The organism is Thermodesulfobacteriota bacterium (assembly GCA_036397855.1).
GTDB lineage: Bacteria > Desulfobacterota_D > UBA1144 > Nemesobacterales > CSP1-2 > DASWID01.
The window spans coordinates 1-17289 of record DASWID010000022.1 but is presented as its reverse complement, the minus strand read 5'-3'; the positions used below and the strand labels follow the sequence as shown (position 1 = coordinate 17289).

The window sequence follows — 17289 nt, the reverse complement described above, 5'->3', positions numbered from 1 at the left end:
TGATAAAATTTCAACAACAGGGTATAACCTTTCACCAGTCTATACGTATGACGAAACAAAGAGAAAATCCGAGCTCTCTGGTTATCGTGTGTCAAACGGCGTAATTGTTGAAACCAAGAATCTTAATATAATTGGAAAACTAATTGATTCTGCAACTCAGGCGGGAGCCAACCGAATTGATAGCTTAAGCTTTGACACAGATAACAAGGATGAGTATAGAAGACAGGCATTGGTCAAAGCCGTTCAAGATGCCAGACAAACTGCAGATATTGTGGCCAAAGCTGCAGGCGTAACGATAGTTAAAATTCTCCAAATCTCACCCTCTTACGATGTTCCCATACCGGTCTATAGGGAATTTGCATTAACCGCAAAAGCCGCTTCTGAGCCTCCTCCGCCGACTCAAATCGAACCAGGTGAACTTACGGTGACTGCTTCAGTTAATATAGTATTTGAGATACAGTAAGATCACGGTCACGCCACAGGCTTACACTCATCACATGTACACAGCTCTCTTAGAAACTCGAACGTGTATATTCCGGTTTCATGCCCGTCGTTCCATTTAAACCTGATTGCGTAGAGACCTATATCCTCAATTTCATGTGGACTTATGTGTGTTGATTTTACTCCAATTGGGATTGTCTTTTTAAATGTGGATTTACCCTTACCGCCTGACTTCCTTAAATCACTGCAGGACGCACATGGACAAGCATTTCTAAGATCTTCATAAAGGTATAAACTTTCGTGTCCATCATCCCATACTATCATCAGGGTGGTGTCACTGAATTCAGATATCTCTTTTGGTTTGGGTTTCATTGGAGCCAGTAATACAAAGCGTTTTCGAAATTTTAAGACTATTTTACCACATATGCTTATTCGATTTTCAAGCCTTTCCAATGGAAAGCCTATAAAATGCTGAGTCTGATCGTTCTTCCCAATTCGTAAGGTTCAAAAATTGCAGTGGCCGTTCCCCAAATGGGCATCGACAATCGGACCGATGAGGCCATCAGTCCCTAACATTTTCTGCCAAAATCGAGGATACAATCTAACCGACTGATGTTACAAATCTGATTAAAAGATAAAATTCGCACATCTCCAAAAACTGATTAGCTAACACGACCAGACTCGGGTGACATTATATGTTCTTTACGTAATAATGGCAAAATTTGATAAACAATTCGCCGATCATTTGAAGATTTGATTTCTAAATTGTATAATCGATAACGGATGGAAAAAGATGTAGATGTAGTTGAAACGGTAACCAACTGGATCAAGGAATCGAAAAAAATCATTGTTCTTACAGGGGCTGAACTCTCAATCGAATCCGGATTGCCAGATTTTTCGGATCCTAGGCTAAATCCTCATATAAGAGAATTTCGTGAAAATAGAGACGTAAGGGCTCAATACTGGAAGAAAATTAGGGAGATCTATCCTAGACTCTCAAAAGCGGAACCAAATCCCGCGCACGAAGCATTGGTGGAGCTCGAGATGTTTGGGAACCTCGATTGTATATTCACAGAGGCCACAGATGGACTACATCATAAAGCAGGCAGTTCTGTAGTTATTGAGCTTCATGGTACAATGTTATGGATTACATGCACAAGTTGCGGAAAGGACTATCCCTTGGAATGGATTCAAGATGTTCTCGACAAAGGAAAAGATATACCGGAGTGCGAGCAATGTGGCAAAGACATTTTAAAGCCGCCGATTTCATTCCCCGGCCAACCACTCCCCCATTGGGAAGTTAGAGAAGCCTGGATGAGGCTTCGTAACTGTGATCTCCTTCTGGTTGTAGGAGCATCTCTAGACGTTTCACCAATTTCATCATTTCCAACACTTGCTTCTCAAGGTGGTGCACGAGTTGTGATTATAGGCGAGAGGCAGAGCCCTGAGGATGATTATGCAGATGCAGTTATCTATGGAAAACCTAGCCAGGTTCTTCCATCCCTCGTTGCTAAATTAAAAAAAGGTATAGCACTAGCTTAGGTATTCTATAAGTTGTGAAGTGATCTTATTTCCTATATTCTTGATTAGTTTCCTGGCATATGAAAATTTAATTCCATTGAATCTTCCACGATAATAATGGCTGAGAAAAGTCGATTAATCGTTGACGAAATAAAACAATACGTATCAAACCTCGATAGAGATATATACACGGTAAGTAATATTCCCGAAGAGGTGGTAGCCGTAATCTTTGCCTACGTGAGTAGGAGTCCAAAGAGCTTCAGAGACAATATCATAACCGTGATTAAGGAAGAACAACTCGGTCAAGAGAGAGCGAGCAAGTTTCATGAAAAATGGGTTCTTAACTACGGTCACGCCTCAGTAGCTGAGCACGCTGCGGTCCACATCGGAATAGAAAAGGTCTCGCGACTCTTCTCTTCACTCCTTGAACTTTCAAACGAGTATCTGTCCTTCACAGAATATTCGCAGAGATATCAGAAACCAGAAAAGGGAGATTTTTATATACCAGAAGAAATAAATAAAGTGCCCTTCCTACTCAACGAATATATCGAACTCAATCACTTCCTCTATGATACGTACGCGAAGATTAACGATAATCTTTTTGAGTTTCTAAAGATGAGTTTCCCAGTCCCCGATGGTAAGGAGGAAAAAGCTCATCTTAGAGCAATTGAAAAGATAGCCTTTGAGGATGCAAGATACGCACTGAATCTTGCAACCCTGACGAATTTGGGAATGACAGCGAATGCGCGCGCAATCGAAGATACTCTCACTAAGCTGTTATCTAACAAATACCCTGAGGCCAGAAGAAGAGCTAAGGAAATAAAGGAGGAGGTAAGATTCTCAGTCCCTACACTCGTAAAATACGCAGAGGAAAATAAATACATGAAAGAAACGAACGAAGAACTAGAGCATATAACTAGTTCCTACTTTAGATCAGTACACAGCAATAATAAAGATGACCGGAGACGGAGGACTGAAGACCATGGAGTCAGGCTGCTGGATTGGACTGGGAAAGACACTCCTAATGCCGAAGTAAGTGCAATTATGAAAATGATAAATTCAATCCTTTTTGAACATTCAGAACTAAGATTTGAGGACATTGAAATATCAACGAAGCAAAAGCATCTTGAGAGCAATTTAGTCATTCTTAGAAAGGCAATTGACAATCTCGGAAAGTTCGATAATCCGATAAACGCTTTTAAACTGATAAATTATGAAGCAGAGTTCACTATAAGCGAGGCTTGCTGGCATCAGCTTCTCAGACACAGGAGAGTAAACTGGTTTTATAAGGAACCGAATGTTTCAAATGGAATTACAATTCCACCAAACATTGAAAAGTCTGGATCAACCGAACTTCTTGAGGAAGCAACAACCAGGAGTGAAGATCTGTTTGAAAAATTTATGAATGAGAACCTTACACAGGTGGCAAGCTACGTAGTTATGAATGCTCATAACAGGTGTGTTTTAGGGAAATTTGATCTATGGGAACTCTATCATCTGATAAACCTCAGAATGTCAGAGGGAGCTCAATGGGATATCAAAAATATCATAGGTCTACTTGCAAAGGAAGCAAGCAAATGTCATCCGAATTTAGTGGAACCAGCCCTAAAAAGAGTGAAGACTTCATAAGGTTAGATTATTTTTGGACAGATTAACACCGGCTAAATGACTGTTACAAGATGCGATGAATGTGGATATGAAATCAGCATAAAGACTGATACTTGCCCTAACTGTGGAGAGAGCATAACGAGAAAGGTGAGCACCCTTTGGACTATAACTAAAGGGTTTATACTAATTATATTTGCTATTTATATCTTCATTTCCGCTATAAAGTATCTTGACTGAAATTGATACCTAATCGCCAAATATCCTTTTCAAAAAGATCAATAGAGTTTTCTAACTTGAACACTAGGGTGTGGGTGATAGGGATTCATGGTGTCAACAATTATAAGGAAAATAAGAGCTACGACGGGTAGAAGTAAGGAACCCAGGTTCCACCAAAATTTTGCTAAACTACCCATTATGGCTCAGATTATATAGGTAGACCACATACAACCCGATAGAAAAGAATTTTGATTTTAAATTTCTAACAAATCAATGATAAACAAGCTTTCTGTGAGAAATCAATTATTTAATAGAATTCCACAGTCTTGGATGAGAAGATCCTATTGAGATAGTCTACGATGTTGACGTGGGATCTTATAGGGATGTAGAATTAAAAAAACGAATTGATCAAATTAGACTGTTTATCTCTGGTAATTCGATCAAATTTATCCCGGCAGTTCGAATCAGTCCTTTTATCTCATCTCTTGGTAGTGAATCAGTGATGATATGATTAGCCCTGCCACCGAGTTCGTTCTTTAATTGATGAGGATCGGCAATTCTGTTCTTTCCTAAATGTTCTGAGAGTATCTCTTCAAGTCCACTTTGCGTTTCATAAATTATGGTTGGTTTCACTTCAAGTATGTTTTCAAAAAAATCTTCTCTTGTCTCTGCAAAAACCGTTCTAAAGCCGATATAAATGGCAAGATAGTTTATTAACTTTTCAAACGGACTGACTGACGGTAAATACGAGTATGTTTGTTCTTCTTCGCTTAAATAAGAGAGTTGTTCAGAAGCCCCCTTAAGTGCCTCGATAATATTTTGATGAGTAACTTCCTTCTTTCCACCCTCTCCTTCCGAATCAGAATTGTAAAATACGCAGGCTAAACTTTCTGCTAACACACTGCTAGAAATTGTTTTTAAATCGTCTTCAATCTGTTTTCTTTTCAGTCGTCCTAATTTAATTAGACTCTTAAATTGAATAACCCTCCCATCCTTTCCACCGTACGTTCCAGAAAAAATTACTACCCTCTTCAAATTCGATAAATTCTCGGAGATATCTAAGATACTGTTTAACCCGACAGCATCCTCAACAAAAATGAACTTAACATCATAATCCCTAGTAATCGCAGGAATCCTATCTAAAATCTTAATTCTATCAATTGGTATGATAACTCCGCCCAGATGGTAAATGGCAAACTCACTGAGGAGTGATTCTGTTCTATTCGCAGAAATCACCAGAGCCGCGTCACCGTAATTGAAATCCAAATCCAATAGAAAACAAGCTATGTTTTTTATGTCTCTATCGAAATCAAGCCAGGTTATTTGCTTCCAGCTCCAACCATCTCTTCTCTGTAACAATAACTTTCCACTATATTTGCTGATTCGATTCTCTATGAGCTTGGGAATAGTTGTTTCAGGTTCAGTCATATTTGATCACCTTAGTTAAGAGTAATTACGTCAGGTAAAGTATTACAATATACATAAAAACTATATAATTAAAACCATGAAAAATAAACAAAGCCCCATTCATAATGATCACTTCCAAATGGCAAAAGGTATAGTTGGACAGTTGAAAAGCGCAGGTTTTAAGGCCTTCCTAGTAGGAGGGTGTGTAAGGGATATCGCGATGGGTATTCCACCGCAAGAATACGATATCGCCACTAGTGCGACTCCTCAGGATGTTATGAAAATTTTCCCCAGCACAGTACCGGTTGGTGTCAGTTTTGGTGTTGTTCTGGTGCTTGAAGGGAATAACAAATTTGAGGTTGCTTCATTCAGAAAAGAAGAAAAATATACAGACGGCAGACACCCCGACCGCGTAGTCTACAGCACAGATGAGAAAGAGGATGTGATGAGAAGGGACTTTACGATCAATGGAATGCTTTACGAACCTTTCGAAGAGACGGTAATTGACCTTATAGGCGGCTTAGATGACATAAAAAGAAGGGTAATTAAGACAATCGGGGAACCTGATGACAGATTTAAAGAAGATAAACTTCGAATGCTTAGAGCAATTCGCTTTGGAGCAGGGCTAGATTTTGTGATTGAACAAGATACATTTCTCTCAATTAAATCATTGGCTCCGTTGATATCTCAGGTGAGTAAAGAGCGTATAAGAGATGAGATTATAAAGATAATAACTCAAAGCCACCCCGGCAACGGCCTGAGACTCCTTAGAGAATCAAAACTCTTAAGATATATTCTTCCAGAAGTTGAGAAAATGAACGGTGTTCCTCAACCGCCGGAATTTCATCCTGAAGGCGATGTCTTTAACCATACCTGTATAATACTAGACAAGCTTTACGAAATCACTGGAGGGGACAATTCCCCCGAGTTAGCCATGGGTGCTCTTCTCCACGACATTGGAAAACCGGATACATACACCGTTACCGATAGAATCAGGTTTAATGGCCATGATAGAATCGGTGCGCGGATGGCAAAGAACATTTGCAAAGATCTTAAGTTTTCAAAGAAACAAATCGAAATCATAACATCCCTAGTTAAAGAGCATTTAAAGTTCAAAGACGTTTTTAAGATGAGAGAGGCCACAATAAAAAGATTCCTTGGCATGTCAAACTTCGACGATCATTTTAAACTTCACTTAGCTGATTGCCTCGCTAGCCACGGATCGACGGAGGCATACGATTTTATAGTTAAGAAACTGAAAGATTACAAAAAAGAAGAGCTAAAACCAAAGCCACTCCTCAATGGATACGACCTCATAGATATGGGATATCCAAGAGGCCCACTGTACTCAAAGATACTCGGTTCTTTAGAGGAGGCTCAACTCGAAGGCACTGTGACAAACAGGGAAGACGCTAAGAGTTTTATTCTAAAAGAATTTCCTTTAGAAATCTTTATGCGATATTCGAAAGAAATCGAAGATTGATTATTTTAAGTTTTCTTAAACTATAATTACTTATAAATGCCTTGTTCAAAATCAGGAGATATATACCATTCTTTCCCAGTCAAGATCCAATTATCATCAAGTATCAATGTTTTTTCAGAAACCGAAGGGTACTTATAAAACGTAACTATAACCTCAACGGTCCCCTCCTGCCCATCCTCACCCAGAATAACCTTTTTAACCTGATAATCCGTTATATTAAGGTTGTCTTTATTCCGCTGAACGAACTCTTCAAATTGACTCCTCTCCTCCTGGTCCACCAAAGCCATTGCCTTGTCGTAGTATTTCCACATAAGTAATTTATAGTACAGATCGGCGGATTCTGCGGGTGATTTCCTGCTTGGACCAGGTAAGCCGGGAGCCTTTAGGAATTCACTAATTGAATTACAGCCTAAGAGGAATAGTACTGAGATCGCAAATAATAATCTATATTTCATCAAGAGAATCTTAAATCATGATAGGACATTGCCAAAATTCAAGTTGTTTTTTTAGAAATGAAATTAATACACGCCAAGTGAGAGAATAAAGATATCCTTACTCTCTCACTTTCATCGCTTGCATTTATTACTAGATTTTGGACTGAAGCAAAAAGGTGATCGCCAGGGCATATATAACCAGAGACTCTATCAGAGCAAGACCTATGATCATGGGTGTCTGTATCTTTGAGGCTGCTCCGGGATTTCTTGCAATTCCGCTTAAGGCGGCTGCTGTCGCCCTTCCCTGACCTATCCCGCCTATTCCTGCAGCAATTCCAATTCCAAGACCGCTTCCGATAGCAAGACCTAGCTTGGCGAGCTCTCCCAGCTGTCCGCCGGCCTCAGCAGCCTCCTGGGCCATAACATCCGGAACAAAGGCAGCCAAAACAGCAAGCCCCACAACCGTGACAAACGACAGAACCTTTTTCATCTGAACACCTCCTTCGAGTTGAATGTTATTGAACTTAGAAACCAAATTTTTCATATTTCATCATATCTCCGAATGTTCATGTGATATAGAAAGTGCTATATAAATAGCTGAAAGAATAGTAAAAATAAAAGCCTGAAGAAATGATACAAAAATCCCAAGGGCGATAAATACTGCAGGGATGACAAGATGTGTAAGACTCGTGAAAATCCCCAAGACCAGGTGATCGCCCGTCATATTCCAAAAGAGCCTCAATGACAGCGATAAAGGCCGCACGAGATGACTGATAACCTCTATAATAATCATCAATGGGGCCAGATAAATCATAGGACCCATAAAATGCTTCAGATAACCGATACCATTCTCCTTAAATCCATAAAAGTTATACATGACAAAAATAACGAGTGCACAGGCAACCGGCGTATTATAATTTCCAGTTGGTGAAAGAAATCCAGGGATCAATCCAAGCAGGTTGGCAAAGAGGATGAAGAAGAACGACGTGGCTAACAGTGGGAAATACATCTTCGCATGATGACGAGATCCAAATATACCTGTCAATAGGTCAAGTAGAAAATCTATACTCAAGATCTCAAAAATATTCCTTATAGAAAACTTCTCATCTGGAAGAATCGAATCTTTGTTGGATAGACTCTTCTTTATCTTCAAACCGGAGAAGATCAGAAAAAGTACTACCAATATCGCGCCAAAAACTGGATCATACTGCTCCAATCCAAGTAATGTAAACCAGCTATAATGCTCCATCCTTATTTCCTCTGAGGCTTTCTCCAATAATTACTATTACTACACCTGAAACCCCTATAAAAAAACCATAGATATTAAGTTTTGTAAAAAGAAAAAATATGACAACCAAAGCGACAAGAACTAACATCTTGAGCAACAGGATAAAAATGCTGTACCATTTTGTGTACGCTTTACCTATTAGAGCACCAACTAGCAATCTAATAGCCAAAAAATTTGCAATTACTAACAAACCACCAACAGCCACTCCTAGTGCCAGCGCTTGGGAACCAAGGATCAAATTTACCAAAACGAGAATCCCAGTAACAACTATGCCACTCTTCTCAACCCTCCCAAGAGTTAAGCTCTTAGTTATGTTCATTGCTGTCGATGTCATTTGATTTTTTTGGTCATCCTCATCAATAGTGTAAACCCTGAAATCATACCAGCTATTAAACCGATAATCGTAAACCAAGGGGTTTTGACACCAATCCATTTGTCGACATAGTGACCTAAAATAATCCCAGCCACAACTGAAAATGCTAATTCAAGCCCTATGGCAAAGTATTGTAACCACAATAGGTTCTTTTTTTCTTTAACCTTTAAATATCCTCCTGCTGTTAAAGTGATTTCGCCACTCTTGAGAAGGCCTTTAGAGTCATATCAATATCCGATTCTGTATGAGCAAGTGATACAAACACCGCTTCAAACTGAGAAGGCGGAAACATAATACCACCCTTTAATAAGCTTTTAAAGAACCTGGCATAAATTTTTGTATCAGACTTTAAAGCGCTATCATAATCAACAACATCTGAGTCTGTGAAAAAGATAGTGAACATAGACCCTATCGAATTTATCCTGGCAGTTATACCGTGTTTTTTTAAGATATTATCCACACCTTCAACGAGTTGCCGAGTCATTTCATTTAGTTTCTCATAGGTCCCCTTTTTTCGAAGACCATTTATAGTCGATATCCCCGCCGCCATTGCAAGCGGATTTCCCGAGAGTGTTCCTGCCTGGTAAACCGGACCTATAGGTGCAACCAACTTCATTATTTCTCTTTTCCCACCATAGGCACCTACGGGAAGACCACCTCCGATAATTTTACCGAGGCAAGTTAGATCCGGTGTTACGCCATACGTCTCTTGAGCCCCTCCAAGACCCAGCCTGAATCCACTAATGACCTCATCAAATATAAGCAATGCACCATGATCCTCAGTAATCGTTCTTAACGATTCCAAAAACCCAACGACAGGTGTTACAACTCCCATATTCGCCGCTACCGGTTCAATTATTATTGCAGCTATTTTGTCTTTATGCTTCCTAAAAAGCCGTTGTACCGACCCAATATCATTGAACCTCGCCAGAAGCGTATTCGCAGTAAAACCCTTTGGCACCCCAGGGCTGGAAGGGGTTCCGAATGTAGTCGCACCTGATCCCGCCTTCACGAGAAGGTAATCTGCATGACCATGGTAACATCCTTCAAACTTTACAATTAAATCACGACCAGTAAATGCCCTTGCCACCCGAACGGCGCTCATTGTCGCTTCCGTGCCTGAACTGGTCATTCGAACCATATCAATTGAGGGATAAGTTTTTACGATCAATTTTGAAAGCTCTACTTCTTTTTCGCATGAAGCTCCAAAACTTGTCCCATTCTCAGCAGCTTTTTTTATCGCTGTGACGACATCCGGGTAAGCATGTCCCAGGATTAGAGGTCCCCAAGATGAAATGTAATCTATATATTTTTGTCCATCCTCATCATATACATTTGCGCCTTTTCCCCTTGATATAAATATCGGTGTGCCACCTACAGCCCTATATGAACGAACGGGACTGTTCACACCGCCTGGCATTATACGTTCCGCAATTTTTTGTAATCTACTTGATTTAATAGTTTTCAGTCTCATTGACAAATTATGTTGGACGGATAATTATAGAAAATAGTTTTTATAAATCGGAATTACCAAAGAGTTCAGACAAGGATACCGCAAGAACACAAAACAAGCAAAAAAGGGGGGAAAGAAGTCTTCTTCTCTCCTTTCCCCCACATGGTTTTGCTATTCTGTGGTTCTAAACAAAATAAATTAGAACCTAATATTCGACTATAAAAGCAGGATTACTTTCTCTTTAATTATATTTAAAGTAAATCCTGGCCCCTACTTTCGCTTGAGGCTCCATGGCAGTAAAGTGTGCCCTTCTGTTTAGCTGATAGGCCTCTTCAGTTGTGCCAGCACCAAACCTCTCTGTTTCACCACCACTTGAAGTCTGTATCCTCATTGGATCAATTCCTAGCTGGACCAAATAAGCCTTTGTTGAATCAGCTCTCCTTTGAGCAAGCCTTAAGTTATATGCAGGAGTACCCCTAATATCCGCGTAACCCTCGATCATAACCGTCATATTCGCGTTGTCTCGAAGGAGTTGAGCATCCTCGTCAAGAACTGCGGCTGCATCAGGTCTAATGTTGTACTTATCAAAATCAAAGAATATATCCTTCAATTCAGGCGCAGGAGCCGGCGGGGGTGGCGGTGGTACTACTTGGCATTTAAACTTTGCCTCATCTGCCTTAGCTTTTGCATCGATGAGCATCCTTCGGGCTTCTAATTCACTACAAAATTCACTAGCGAGCGCTCTACCCTTGGCCAGTGCACTTTCTGCAGCAGCAAAGTCTTCAGGTGCGCATTCAGGGGCTCCTGCTGCTTTTGCTTCTGCAACAGCTGATTCAGCAGCGGCAAGCTCCTTTGTTGGGGGGGGGGTTGCACAGCTTACTAGATAAAGCAATGCAACAATTAGCAAGGGAAAACCTAGCAAAATAATCTGTTTATCCCTTTTCATTTTACTGCACCTCCTTTAAGAGTATTTATTTACTAATTCAGCAATCTATAATAATGCCAATAATGCTAAACCGCAAGTTCGTCTAATTTTTCTTTTGCAATCTTAGCTTCATCCGATTTTGGGTATTTATCGATCAAAGTCTGAAGAAAAAGCTTCGCTTCTTCTTTTCTCCCTATATTAACTAACGAGAGCCCTTGTTTCAAATATGATAAAGGAATCCTTGAATCTTTTGGATAGGTATCAATAAATCTCTGGAATTCCAGTATAGCCTGTTCAAATTTACCCTCTCTATAATATGACTCAGCAATCCAGTATATAGCGTCAGACGCCTCTGGTGAAGTTGGATTTTGGTCCAAAAACAAATTGAATTGTTCTCTTGCTTTTTTGTAATTTCCCTCGCTAAGATCTTTGTATCCAGCACTAAACAATGGAGCCCCCATCTGAGAAGAACCAGTGCTTCCCTCTGTTATCATATTTTCGAATTGAGAACTGGAGGCTTGTGCACTACTCAATTCATCTACCCTTTTCTTAAGAGCTGAATTTGCTCTTTCCATATCATTTACCTTTTTTTCTAAATCTACTAGTTGATCCATCATCTCACCACTGTTTGAAGCTAAGGATTGTCTTTTGATCGCCTCAATCTCCTGAGACAACTTTTCCGTTTTGGCTTCTAGCCTATTTTGCCTAATATAGACCCCCCGAACGTCATCCTGCGTAGCGACACATCCAAATAGCATAATATAGCTGGTTAGCGCGAAGAAAATATACCTATATTTCATTAAAATTAATATTACCTTGAAGCCTGTGGGGACATCAACACCGGGACGAAATGCGCTCTTCTATTCTGCTGATAATCATCTTCACTAGTCCCCGGTGCCCACTGTTCGGTTTCGCCTTTACTTATGGTCTCCAGCGAAGACGGCGAAACACCGATCCCTACCAGAAAGGACTTGGTAGAATCTGCCCTTCTTTGTCCCAAAGCCAGGTTATATTCTTCCGTACCGCGAATATCGCAATAACCTTCAATCACAACAACCCTTAACCTACCAGAAATGCTATTAATAATACTAGAATTAGTCTGAAGTGTTGGCCTTGCATCAGCTCTGACATCTGACATGTCAAAATCAAAGAAAATATCCATCAGCCCCATACTCGATCCACCAGCACCCTTGAGCATTGAAAGCTCCTCCTCTAACGCCTGTGATTCGGCACTGCTCATGGCTCCCCTGGCCGCAGCACTTTCTGCCTTCCCCTTTGCTTCAATAGCTTTATATCGAGCGTCTACCAATAAGTCACGAGCTTCTTTATGCCTCCCAGCGGCCATCATTTCTTTCGCTCTATTGATGAGCTCTTGTGCCGCTTCGTATTCAGCCGGTGCAAGCTCGGGAGCACCCGCCTGCCTCGCTGCTTCTAGTGCGGCCTCAGCATCTTCGAGCTCCTTATTGCTATTAGCACAACCAGTCACGTAAATAGAGAGGGCAAAAACTATTAAAACAACAACGGAAAAAATCTTTTCTTTCATGAATCAACCTCCAAGTTTTATCTCATCTTATCTGTATAATGGTATTTTCTTCTTGACGTTATACATATGATTTTTACATTATTTTACAATGTAAGTCAAGAGATTTTTCAACGATTTTTCAAAGAAATATTCATTCTATCGGGTATGAAAATGACTCTTTTAACCCATAAAACTCTTAATTAACGATGAAAATATTCTCAAAAAGTGGTTGATGTGTTATCATTGAAAACTAATATTCTACTCATAAGCTGGAAAATTATGTAGCGATTGCTGTTCAAATTTTGCTAATGATTAATGATTTAAGATTGTTATTCAAATGCAAAAAGGATTAAGTATGAGTAAAGAAGACGGAAGCTCGGTAGCAGGGGCCTTTTGGACTTTAGCGCCAGTTGTCGCAATTACAAGCTCCTGGCAAGGCAAAGTGAATGCGCAGATTGCAGTTACAGTGATCACGGCATCTATCGTTCACACCTTACCCAGGTTAATAGTAGGCATCTGGAAGGGGAATTATACACACGAATTCATAATAAACAGTAAATCCCTCGCGGTTCATTTATTAAGAAAAGATCAGATCGGTTTGGTAAGAAACTTCGGATTTTACACCGGTAGAGATAGAAAAAAGCTGGAAGACGTAACATTTAGCTTCGGAATGTCGGGAAGCCCCATTCTTGGGGATGCTCACTCCTTCGCCGACTGCAAGGTGATAAATGCAATGGACGCTGGTGATATGACAACCTTCTTAGTTAATGTTATTGATGGTGGAATAGTTAGTGGTGGTGAATGGATGACCCTTAGTTATTTTTATAGCGCTGCTCCTCCAGAATGGATAGCGGAATACGGTGAGAAGCTATCTAGATCTGTAGCATTCTCTCTAGATAGAATTCATAAAATCACCTACAAACCATGGAGCCCTTGAATTTATAGGGCAAGAACTGAACAGTTCATAATTTATATATGAACGAGCTGAGGGTTTACAAGAATTTTTTTCAACCAGTGATAAAACTGAAATCTAAAGAAAGAAGGGGTGGTAGGGTACATCGGAAGTATGATGATCCTAGAACTCCATATCCGAGGGTAATGGAATCAGCGGAGGTTGAACAAGGGGTAGCCTTAGGAAAGAAAATAAAACCAAACACAGTTACCTTTTTAATTGCAGATTCACAACCACTCTCTCGTACCTAGTTAAATTGCTTGATACGCCCTTACCTCTTCGCTCGTCGATACCCTGCCTTTATTGCCCCCTCCTCCGTATCAAAGTAGACCCGGTTTTCCTCCTTAATCCGGCCATAGCCAGCATCACCAGGAAGACGATATATCTTCGACAACCTGTTACCGATAATCTCTCTACAAATATCCTTTGCAGCCCAAAGACCCAACCCCTTTACCCGTGCCTCTTGTTCATAGCTACGGAACTCTTTATACCGATGGAACGGGGAAGGAGCAATAACACGAGCATACCCTTGTTTGATTAGTTCAACATTGAAAAGCGTACCGTCCTGAATAACCACATAGGCAAGCAGACGCCCGTATTTATCATAATAATTAGAAGGCTCAAATTCGAGATACACCTTTTTCCCTTCCAGTTGCTTCTTCGTAAACTCCGAGGCCCCTGGACCTAAAAATTCGACAGGTTTTTCCGGGTGAACTGTTTCAGGAGTATCAACACCGATAAGACGCACCGTGGTAGACCTCCACCCACGCCCTACGGAGATAGTATCGCCATCCACTGCCTCCGTTACGAGGACCCACTCTCCTCTGGGATCTCCCCCGCTGAAAGTCCACAGAGCCTCTCCGCTTATGACTAATGCGAAGAGTATAATGACAAAAAGTAACCTTGTAGGTATCCAGGTCCTCTTTCTCATGATATTACTCCATACTTTAACCCGGCAAAACCAGCAAGATATTAGTGAAATTGGTAAATACTGAATGTTTATCACGTATTCTTCTAAGGGGCAATTTTGCCTAACATTTGCAGCCTTACGCAGTGCTGTTTGCGACCTATAACAACTCATTACCAAAACGGAGCAAACGGCATTGAACGAGCACAATAATTCTCTTTCAATAGAGCGAGTCTCATAAGGCTGTTTGTTATACGAAACGGCACTGTACAGTTATACTCCCACCTGACGTAAACCTGACAATTACCTGACGATAACTATCTGACAATTCCCTGACGGAAACCTGACGAAAACCATGATGACCAGTAGGCCTAACCATCAATTAAGTAGAGGAATTACCATTCTATCATAACCGACCGAGGACATAGTATGTTGCCCTACCTGTCCCTTTTCTAACAAGCAACCCCAAGCCCAAGAGCTTTGTGAAATCCTGATTGGCAGTTTCCCTGGTTATTTTGAATTTGTTTCTAATTTCTTCGCTGGTAACTTTCTTTCGTTCCCAGACGAGGTTAATGATCTCAATCTGTCTGGAGGTCAGTTGTTCACTGATTTCTGGTCGAATCCTGAAAGCAGGTGAGGACTTTTCCCGACCGTAGAAGATTACGCTGAAATACCCACCGTCATATTCAAAATCGGGCGGGCGAAGCCCATATTCTTTTAGTCGATCAGGCATCATTGGAATACCATAGCCTTCTCGTTCCATTAGGTTCAAGTTGAAAGCTGCGTCAGCAAGTCGTTGATTTCGTCTAGCAGGTATAACATCAAAAGACCGAATGCGCTCAATCGTATTTGGAGAGAGAAGATGCCCCGGGCTTTTAACTATAATCCTATCTCTGAAAATGCGAAAGGAAACGTGGGCTCCAACAGCATAGTCTCGATGAACAAGCGCATTGACGATCGCTTCTCTGATTACTTTTATGGGATATTCATAATCACGTTCAACTCTCTTAAAGTTTCGAAGCTGCGGTACTCTGCCAACTTTGTCCTTATAGAATCGCTCAGCCATTTCGACCATTTGCAGAAGTGGACCCTTAATGTCCAATCTACCATCTTTACCAATTCTCTCAATTGAAACGCCGTCCTCTGGAGTGCCAGTGAAGTGTTCTGCAGTAATCCTGTGCTCGGGAAGGAAGACCTCAGGATTCTTGGCAAACAGAACGATGCCAGCAAGCGTCGGCACTTTGCGGTTTTGACGGTTGACCAAGAACTTTGTCTTTAGAAAGTAATCCCAAAGTTTGAACGAAGGAACTGGGTAAGTCAGCTTCTGACGCTTCAAAAACTTGCGTATTGCATCGTAGGACAGATCCTTGAGATCGGCTTCGGGAACGGATCGCAGTTCTTCAAGTGATGGAGCTTCAATTTTCTGAGGAGGCATCTTAGATTCCTTTTTTTGCTTATTCATAAAGTCTGAGAATGTTTTGTTGAGATTCCTGATTTCTTCGGCAAGATCTTCGTCGAAATAGTCGACCTTGACACCGTGTCTATGAAGAAGATCAACTCCACGCCCAAAGATTTCTGGGTTTGGGTCGCGAATACCGATTACGACTTTTTTGACACCCTTCTCAATGATCCTTTGAGCGCAAGGTTTCTTGGGCCGTTCCCGTTTAGCGCAGGGTTCCAGTGTCACATATAACGTTCCGCCAACAGGGTCTTCGTCTGATGTTAGCTTTTCAAAAATCGTAAACTCAGCATGATCCCCATGGCCAAAGCTCCCTCGATGAGCCCTTGCCAGTTCTTTTCCATTCTTGTCCACTAGCACTACACCGACGAGTGGGTCTGGTTTGCCAGTATGCTCCGATCTCGAACGAGGCATCTCGTCCACAGCAATTTCCATGAAATGTCGGCCTCTTTTGCTACGTGCCATAGAAAATGGTTCATATATATATCAGATCGCAAAAGGACGACCAACGAAACAACTGTCAGCAATGAAGTAACCCCCCCACGGGTAATTCGGCAACAGAGGTGTCATCATCATCGTCGTCGTCGTCGACACCGGCACCGCCACCAACAACAACAACATCGTCATCATCATCACTGCCACTGTCATCAATGTCATAAACATCATCATGGTCTTTATCACGATCACGGTCGGTTGCAGTTTTACTGGACTCAGTGCCGTTTCGTATACCAGTTAATAACTGCATTACTGCGGTTATCCCTCTCCAAATGGTATATTTCCGCAGTATTGGGGTTATTTCTTACTCTAGTTACAACCAACCCTTCGACAAAGCTCAGGACAGGCTTACTTTCTGTTTTCCTCTTCCCTTCTTCAAATTACGTGAGAGCGAGACACCGTTATACGCTGTGTCTTTGATAGAATTAAGTTCTTTCAGCAAAATCAAACACAGGGACTTCTATAGTTTTCACAGGCTTAAACTCATCTCTTGCAAATCTGAGAAGTTTATCAGTAACTTCAGGAGAATATGTCTTTTCTCCGCATTTAATACAAACCAGAGCAGGGACATTCTCTACAAAGAGGTATTTATCATCCTCTTCATAACTGAACGTCACCATTCTCTTCTCTACCTTACCTCCACAAAACACACATTTCATGATAAATCACCTCCTGATTTTACATCCAATCCAATGTTCGGATTTGGTTCGTAGGTTGTAATGCTTACAACAAGCGCCCCAATTTTCATGGGTTCCTCAGAGTCCTTATATAGTAGAGATAAAATAACAATTAGAGGAATCCCAAT

At 41.0% G+C, this 17289-nt stretch carries 20 protein-coding genes; 6 read left to right on the top strand and 14 right to left on the bottom strand.

The window, feature by feature from the left end:
* On the top strand, nucleotides 1-463 hold a 463-nt coding region (locus VGA95_01595; GenBank protein ID HEX9665230.1), incomplete at its 5' end, for an SIMPL domain-containing protein.
* A gap of 8 nt (nucleotides 464-471) precedes the next feature.
* Here the strand turns inward: VGA95_01595 and VGA95_01590 are convergent.
* Nucleotides 472-813: a DUF971 domain-containing protein gene (locus VGA95_01590; GenBank protein HEX9665229.1), complete on the bottom strand. Its 342-nt coding sequence runs from the start codon at nucleotides 811-813 to the stop codon at nucleotides 472-474.
* Between the two features lie 411 nt (nucleotides 814-1224).
* Here VGA95_01590 and VGA95_01585 point away from each other — a divergent pair, with 411 nt between their 5' ends.
* Together VGA95_01585 and VGA95_01580 are read left to right on the top strand one after the other, a co-directional pair.
* A complete protein-coding gene (locus VGA95_01585; protein ID HEX9665228.1) occupies nucleotides 1225-1983 on the top strand; it encodes an NAD-dependent deacetylase in 759 nt (252 codons plus the stop codon).
* A 96-nt stretch (nucleotides 1984-2079) separates the two neighbouring features.
* Nucleotides 2080-3591, top strand: coding sequence for an FAD-dependent thymidylate synthase (locus tag VGA95_01580; GenBank protein HEX9665227.1), 1512 nt, complete (start codon nucleotides 2080-2082; stop codon nucleotides 3589-3591).
* A gap of 603 nt (nucleotides 3592-4194) precedes the next feature.
* Here VGA95_01580 and VGA95_01575 read toward each other — a convergent pair.
* Entirely contained in the window at nucleotides 4195-5214 is a 1020-nt protein-coding gene (locus tag VGA95_01575) for an AMP-binding protein (GenBank protein HEX9665226.1), read from the bottom strand.
* A 118-nt stretch (nucleotides 5215-5332) separates the two neighbouring features.
* Between VGA95_01575 and VGA95_01570 the strand changes: the two genes are divergently transcribed.
* Entirely contained in the window at nucleotides 5333-6676 is a 1344-nt protein-coding gene (locus tag VGA95_01570) for a CCA tRNA nucleotidyltransferase (protein HEX9665225.1), read from the top strand.
* Between the two features lie 26 nt (nucleotides 6677-6702).
* Here VGA95_01570 and VGA95_01565 read toward each other — a convergent pair whose 3' ends face one another.
* The 8 genes from VGA95_01565 to VGA95_01530 all read right to left on the bottom strand — a co-directional run bounded on the left by VGA95_01565 (nucleotide 6703) and on the right by VGA95_01530 (nucleotide 12692).
* Nucleotides 6703-7131 carry a hypothetical protein gene (locus VGA95_01565; GenBank protein ID HEX9665224.1) on the bottom strand — a complete coding sequence of 143 codons (429 nt, stop codon included), beginning with the start codon at nucleotides 7129-7131 and terminating at the stop codon, nucleotides 6703-6705.
* A 130-nt stretch (nucleotides 7132-7261) separates the two neighbouring features.
* Complete coding sequence (locus VGA95_01560; protein ID HEX9665223.1) at nucleotides 7262-7654, bottom strand: ATP synthase F0 subunit C; 393 nt, start codon at nucleotides 7652-7654, stop codon at nucleotides 7262-7264.
* A 6-nt stretch (nucleotides 7655-7660) separates the two neighbouring features.
* On the bottom strand, nucleotides 7661-8359 hold the full coding sequence (atpB, locus tag VGA95_01555) for a F0F1 ATP synthase subunit A (GenBank protein HEX9665222.1): 699 nt from the start codon (nucleotides 8357-8359) through the stop codon (nucleotides 7661-7663).
* Nucleotides 8346-8732, bottom strand: coding sequence for an ATP synthase subunit I (locus VGA95_01550; GenBank protein ID HEX9665221.1), 387 nt, complete (start codon nucleotides 8730-8732; stop codon nucleotides 8346-8348). The genes atpB and VGA95_01550 overlap by 14 nt, the downstream gene beginning before the upstream one ends.
* A gap of 223 nt (nucleotides 8733-8955) precedes the next feature.
* A complete protein-coding gene (gene hemL / locus VGA95_01545) occupies nucleotides 8956-10245 on the bottom strand; it encodes a glutamate-1-semialdehyde 2,1-aminomutase (protein ID HEX9665220.1) in 1290 nt (429 codons plus the stop codon).
* 220 nt (nucleotides 10246-10465) lie between these two features.
* Nucleotides 10466-11170, bottom strand: coding sequence for an OmpA family protein (locus tag VGA95_01540; protein ID HEX9665219.1), 705 nt, complete (start codon nucleotides 11168-11170; stop codon nucleotides 10466-10468).
* Nucleotides 11171-11235: 65 nt separating this feature from the next.
* Complete coding sequence (gene ybgF / locus VGA95_01535; protein HEX9665218.1) at nucleotides 11236-11949, bottom strand: tol-pal system protein YbgF; 714 nt, start codon at nucleotides 11947-11949, stop codon at nucleotides 11236-11238.
* A gap of 11 nt (nucleotides 11950-11960) precedes the next feature.
* Nucleotides 11961-12692 (bottom strand): OmpA family protein, encoded by a 732-nt coding sequence (locus VGA95_01530; protein ID HEX9665217.1) that lies wholly within the window; start codon nucleotides 12690-12692, stop codon nucleotides 11961-11963.
* 334 nt (nucleotides 12693-13026) lie between these two features.
* On the opposite strand from VGA95_01530, the gene VGA95_01525 reads away from it, so the two are divergent.
* Both VGA95_01525 and VGA95_01520 read left to right on the top strand, forming a co-directional pair.
* A complete protein-coding gene (locus VGA95_01525; protein ID HEX9665216.1) occupies nucleotides 13027-13608 on the top strand; it encodes a flavin reductase family protein in 582 nt (193 codons plus the stop codon).
* 38 nt (nucleotides 13609-13646) lie between these two features.
* Nucleotides 13647-13874: a hypothetical protein gene (locus VGA95_01520; protein HEX9665215.1), complete on the top strand. Its 228-nt coding sequence runs from the start codon at nucleotides 13647-13649 to the stop codon at nucleotides 13872-13874.
* A gap of 20 nt (nucleotides 13875-13894) precedes the next feature.
* Here the strand turns inward: VGA95_01520 and VGA95_01515 are convergent, their stop codons facing one another.
* The 4 genes from VGA95_01515 to VGA95_01500 all read right to left on the bottom strand — a co-directional run bounded on the left by VGA95_01515 (nucleotide 13895) and on the right by VGA95_01500 (nucleotide 17143).
* Nucleotides 13895-14554 carry a thermonuclease family protein gene (locus VGA95_01515; protein ID HEX9665214.1) on the bottom strand — a complete coding sequence of 220 codons (660 nt, stop codon included), beginning with the start codon at nucleotides 14552-14554 and terminating at the stop codon, nucleotides 13895-13897.
* A gap of 382 nt (nucleotides 14555-14936) precedes the next feature.
* Nucleotides 14937-16424, bottom strand: coding sequence for an ATP-binding protein (locus VGA95_01510; GenBank protein HEX9665213.1), 1488 nt, complete (start codon nucleotides 16422-16424; stop codon nucleotides 14937-14939).
* A gap of 85 nt (nucleotides 16425-16509) precedes the next feature.
* Entirely contained in the window at nucleotides 16510-16734 is a 225-nt protein-coding gene (locus VGA95_01505; GenBank protein HEX9665212.1) for a hypothetical protein, read from the bottom strand.
* A gap of 175 nt (nucleotides 16735-16909) precedes the next feature.
* Nucleotides 16910-17143 carry a YgiT-type zinc finger protein gene (locus tag VGA95_01500; protein HEX9665211.1) on the bottom strand — a complete coding sequence of 78 codons (234 nt, stop codon included), beginning with the start codon at nucleotides 17141-17143 and terminating at the stop codon, nucleotides 16910-16912.
* Nucleotides 17144-17289: the final 146 nt, after the last annotated feature.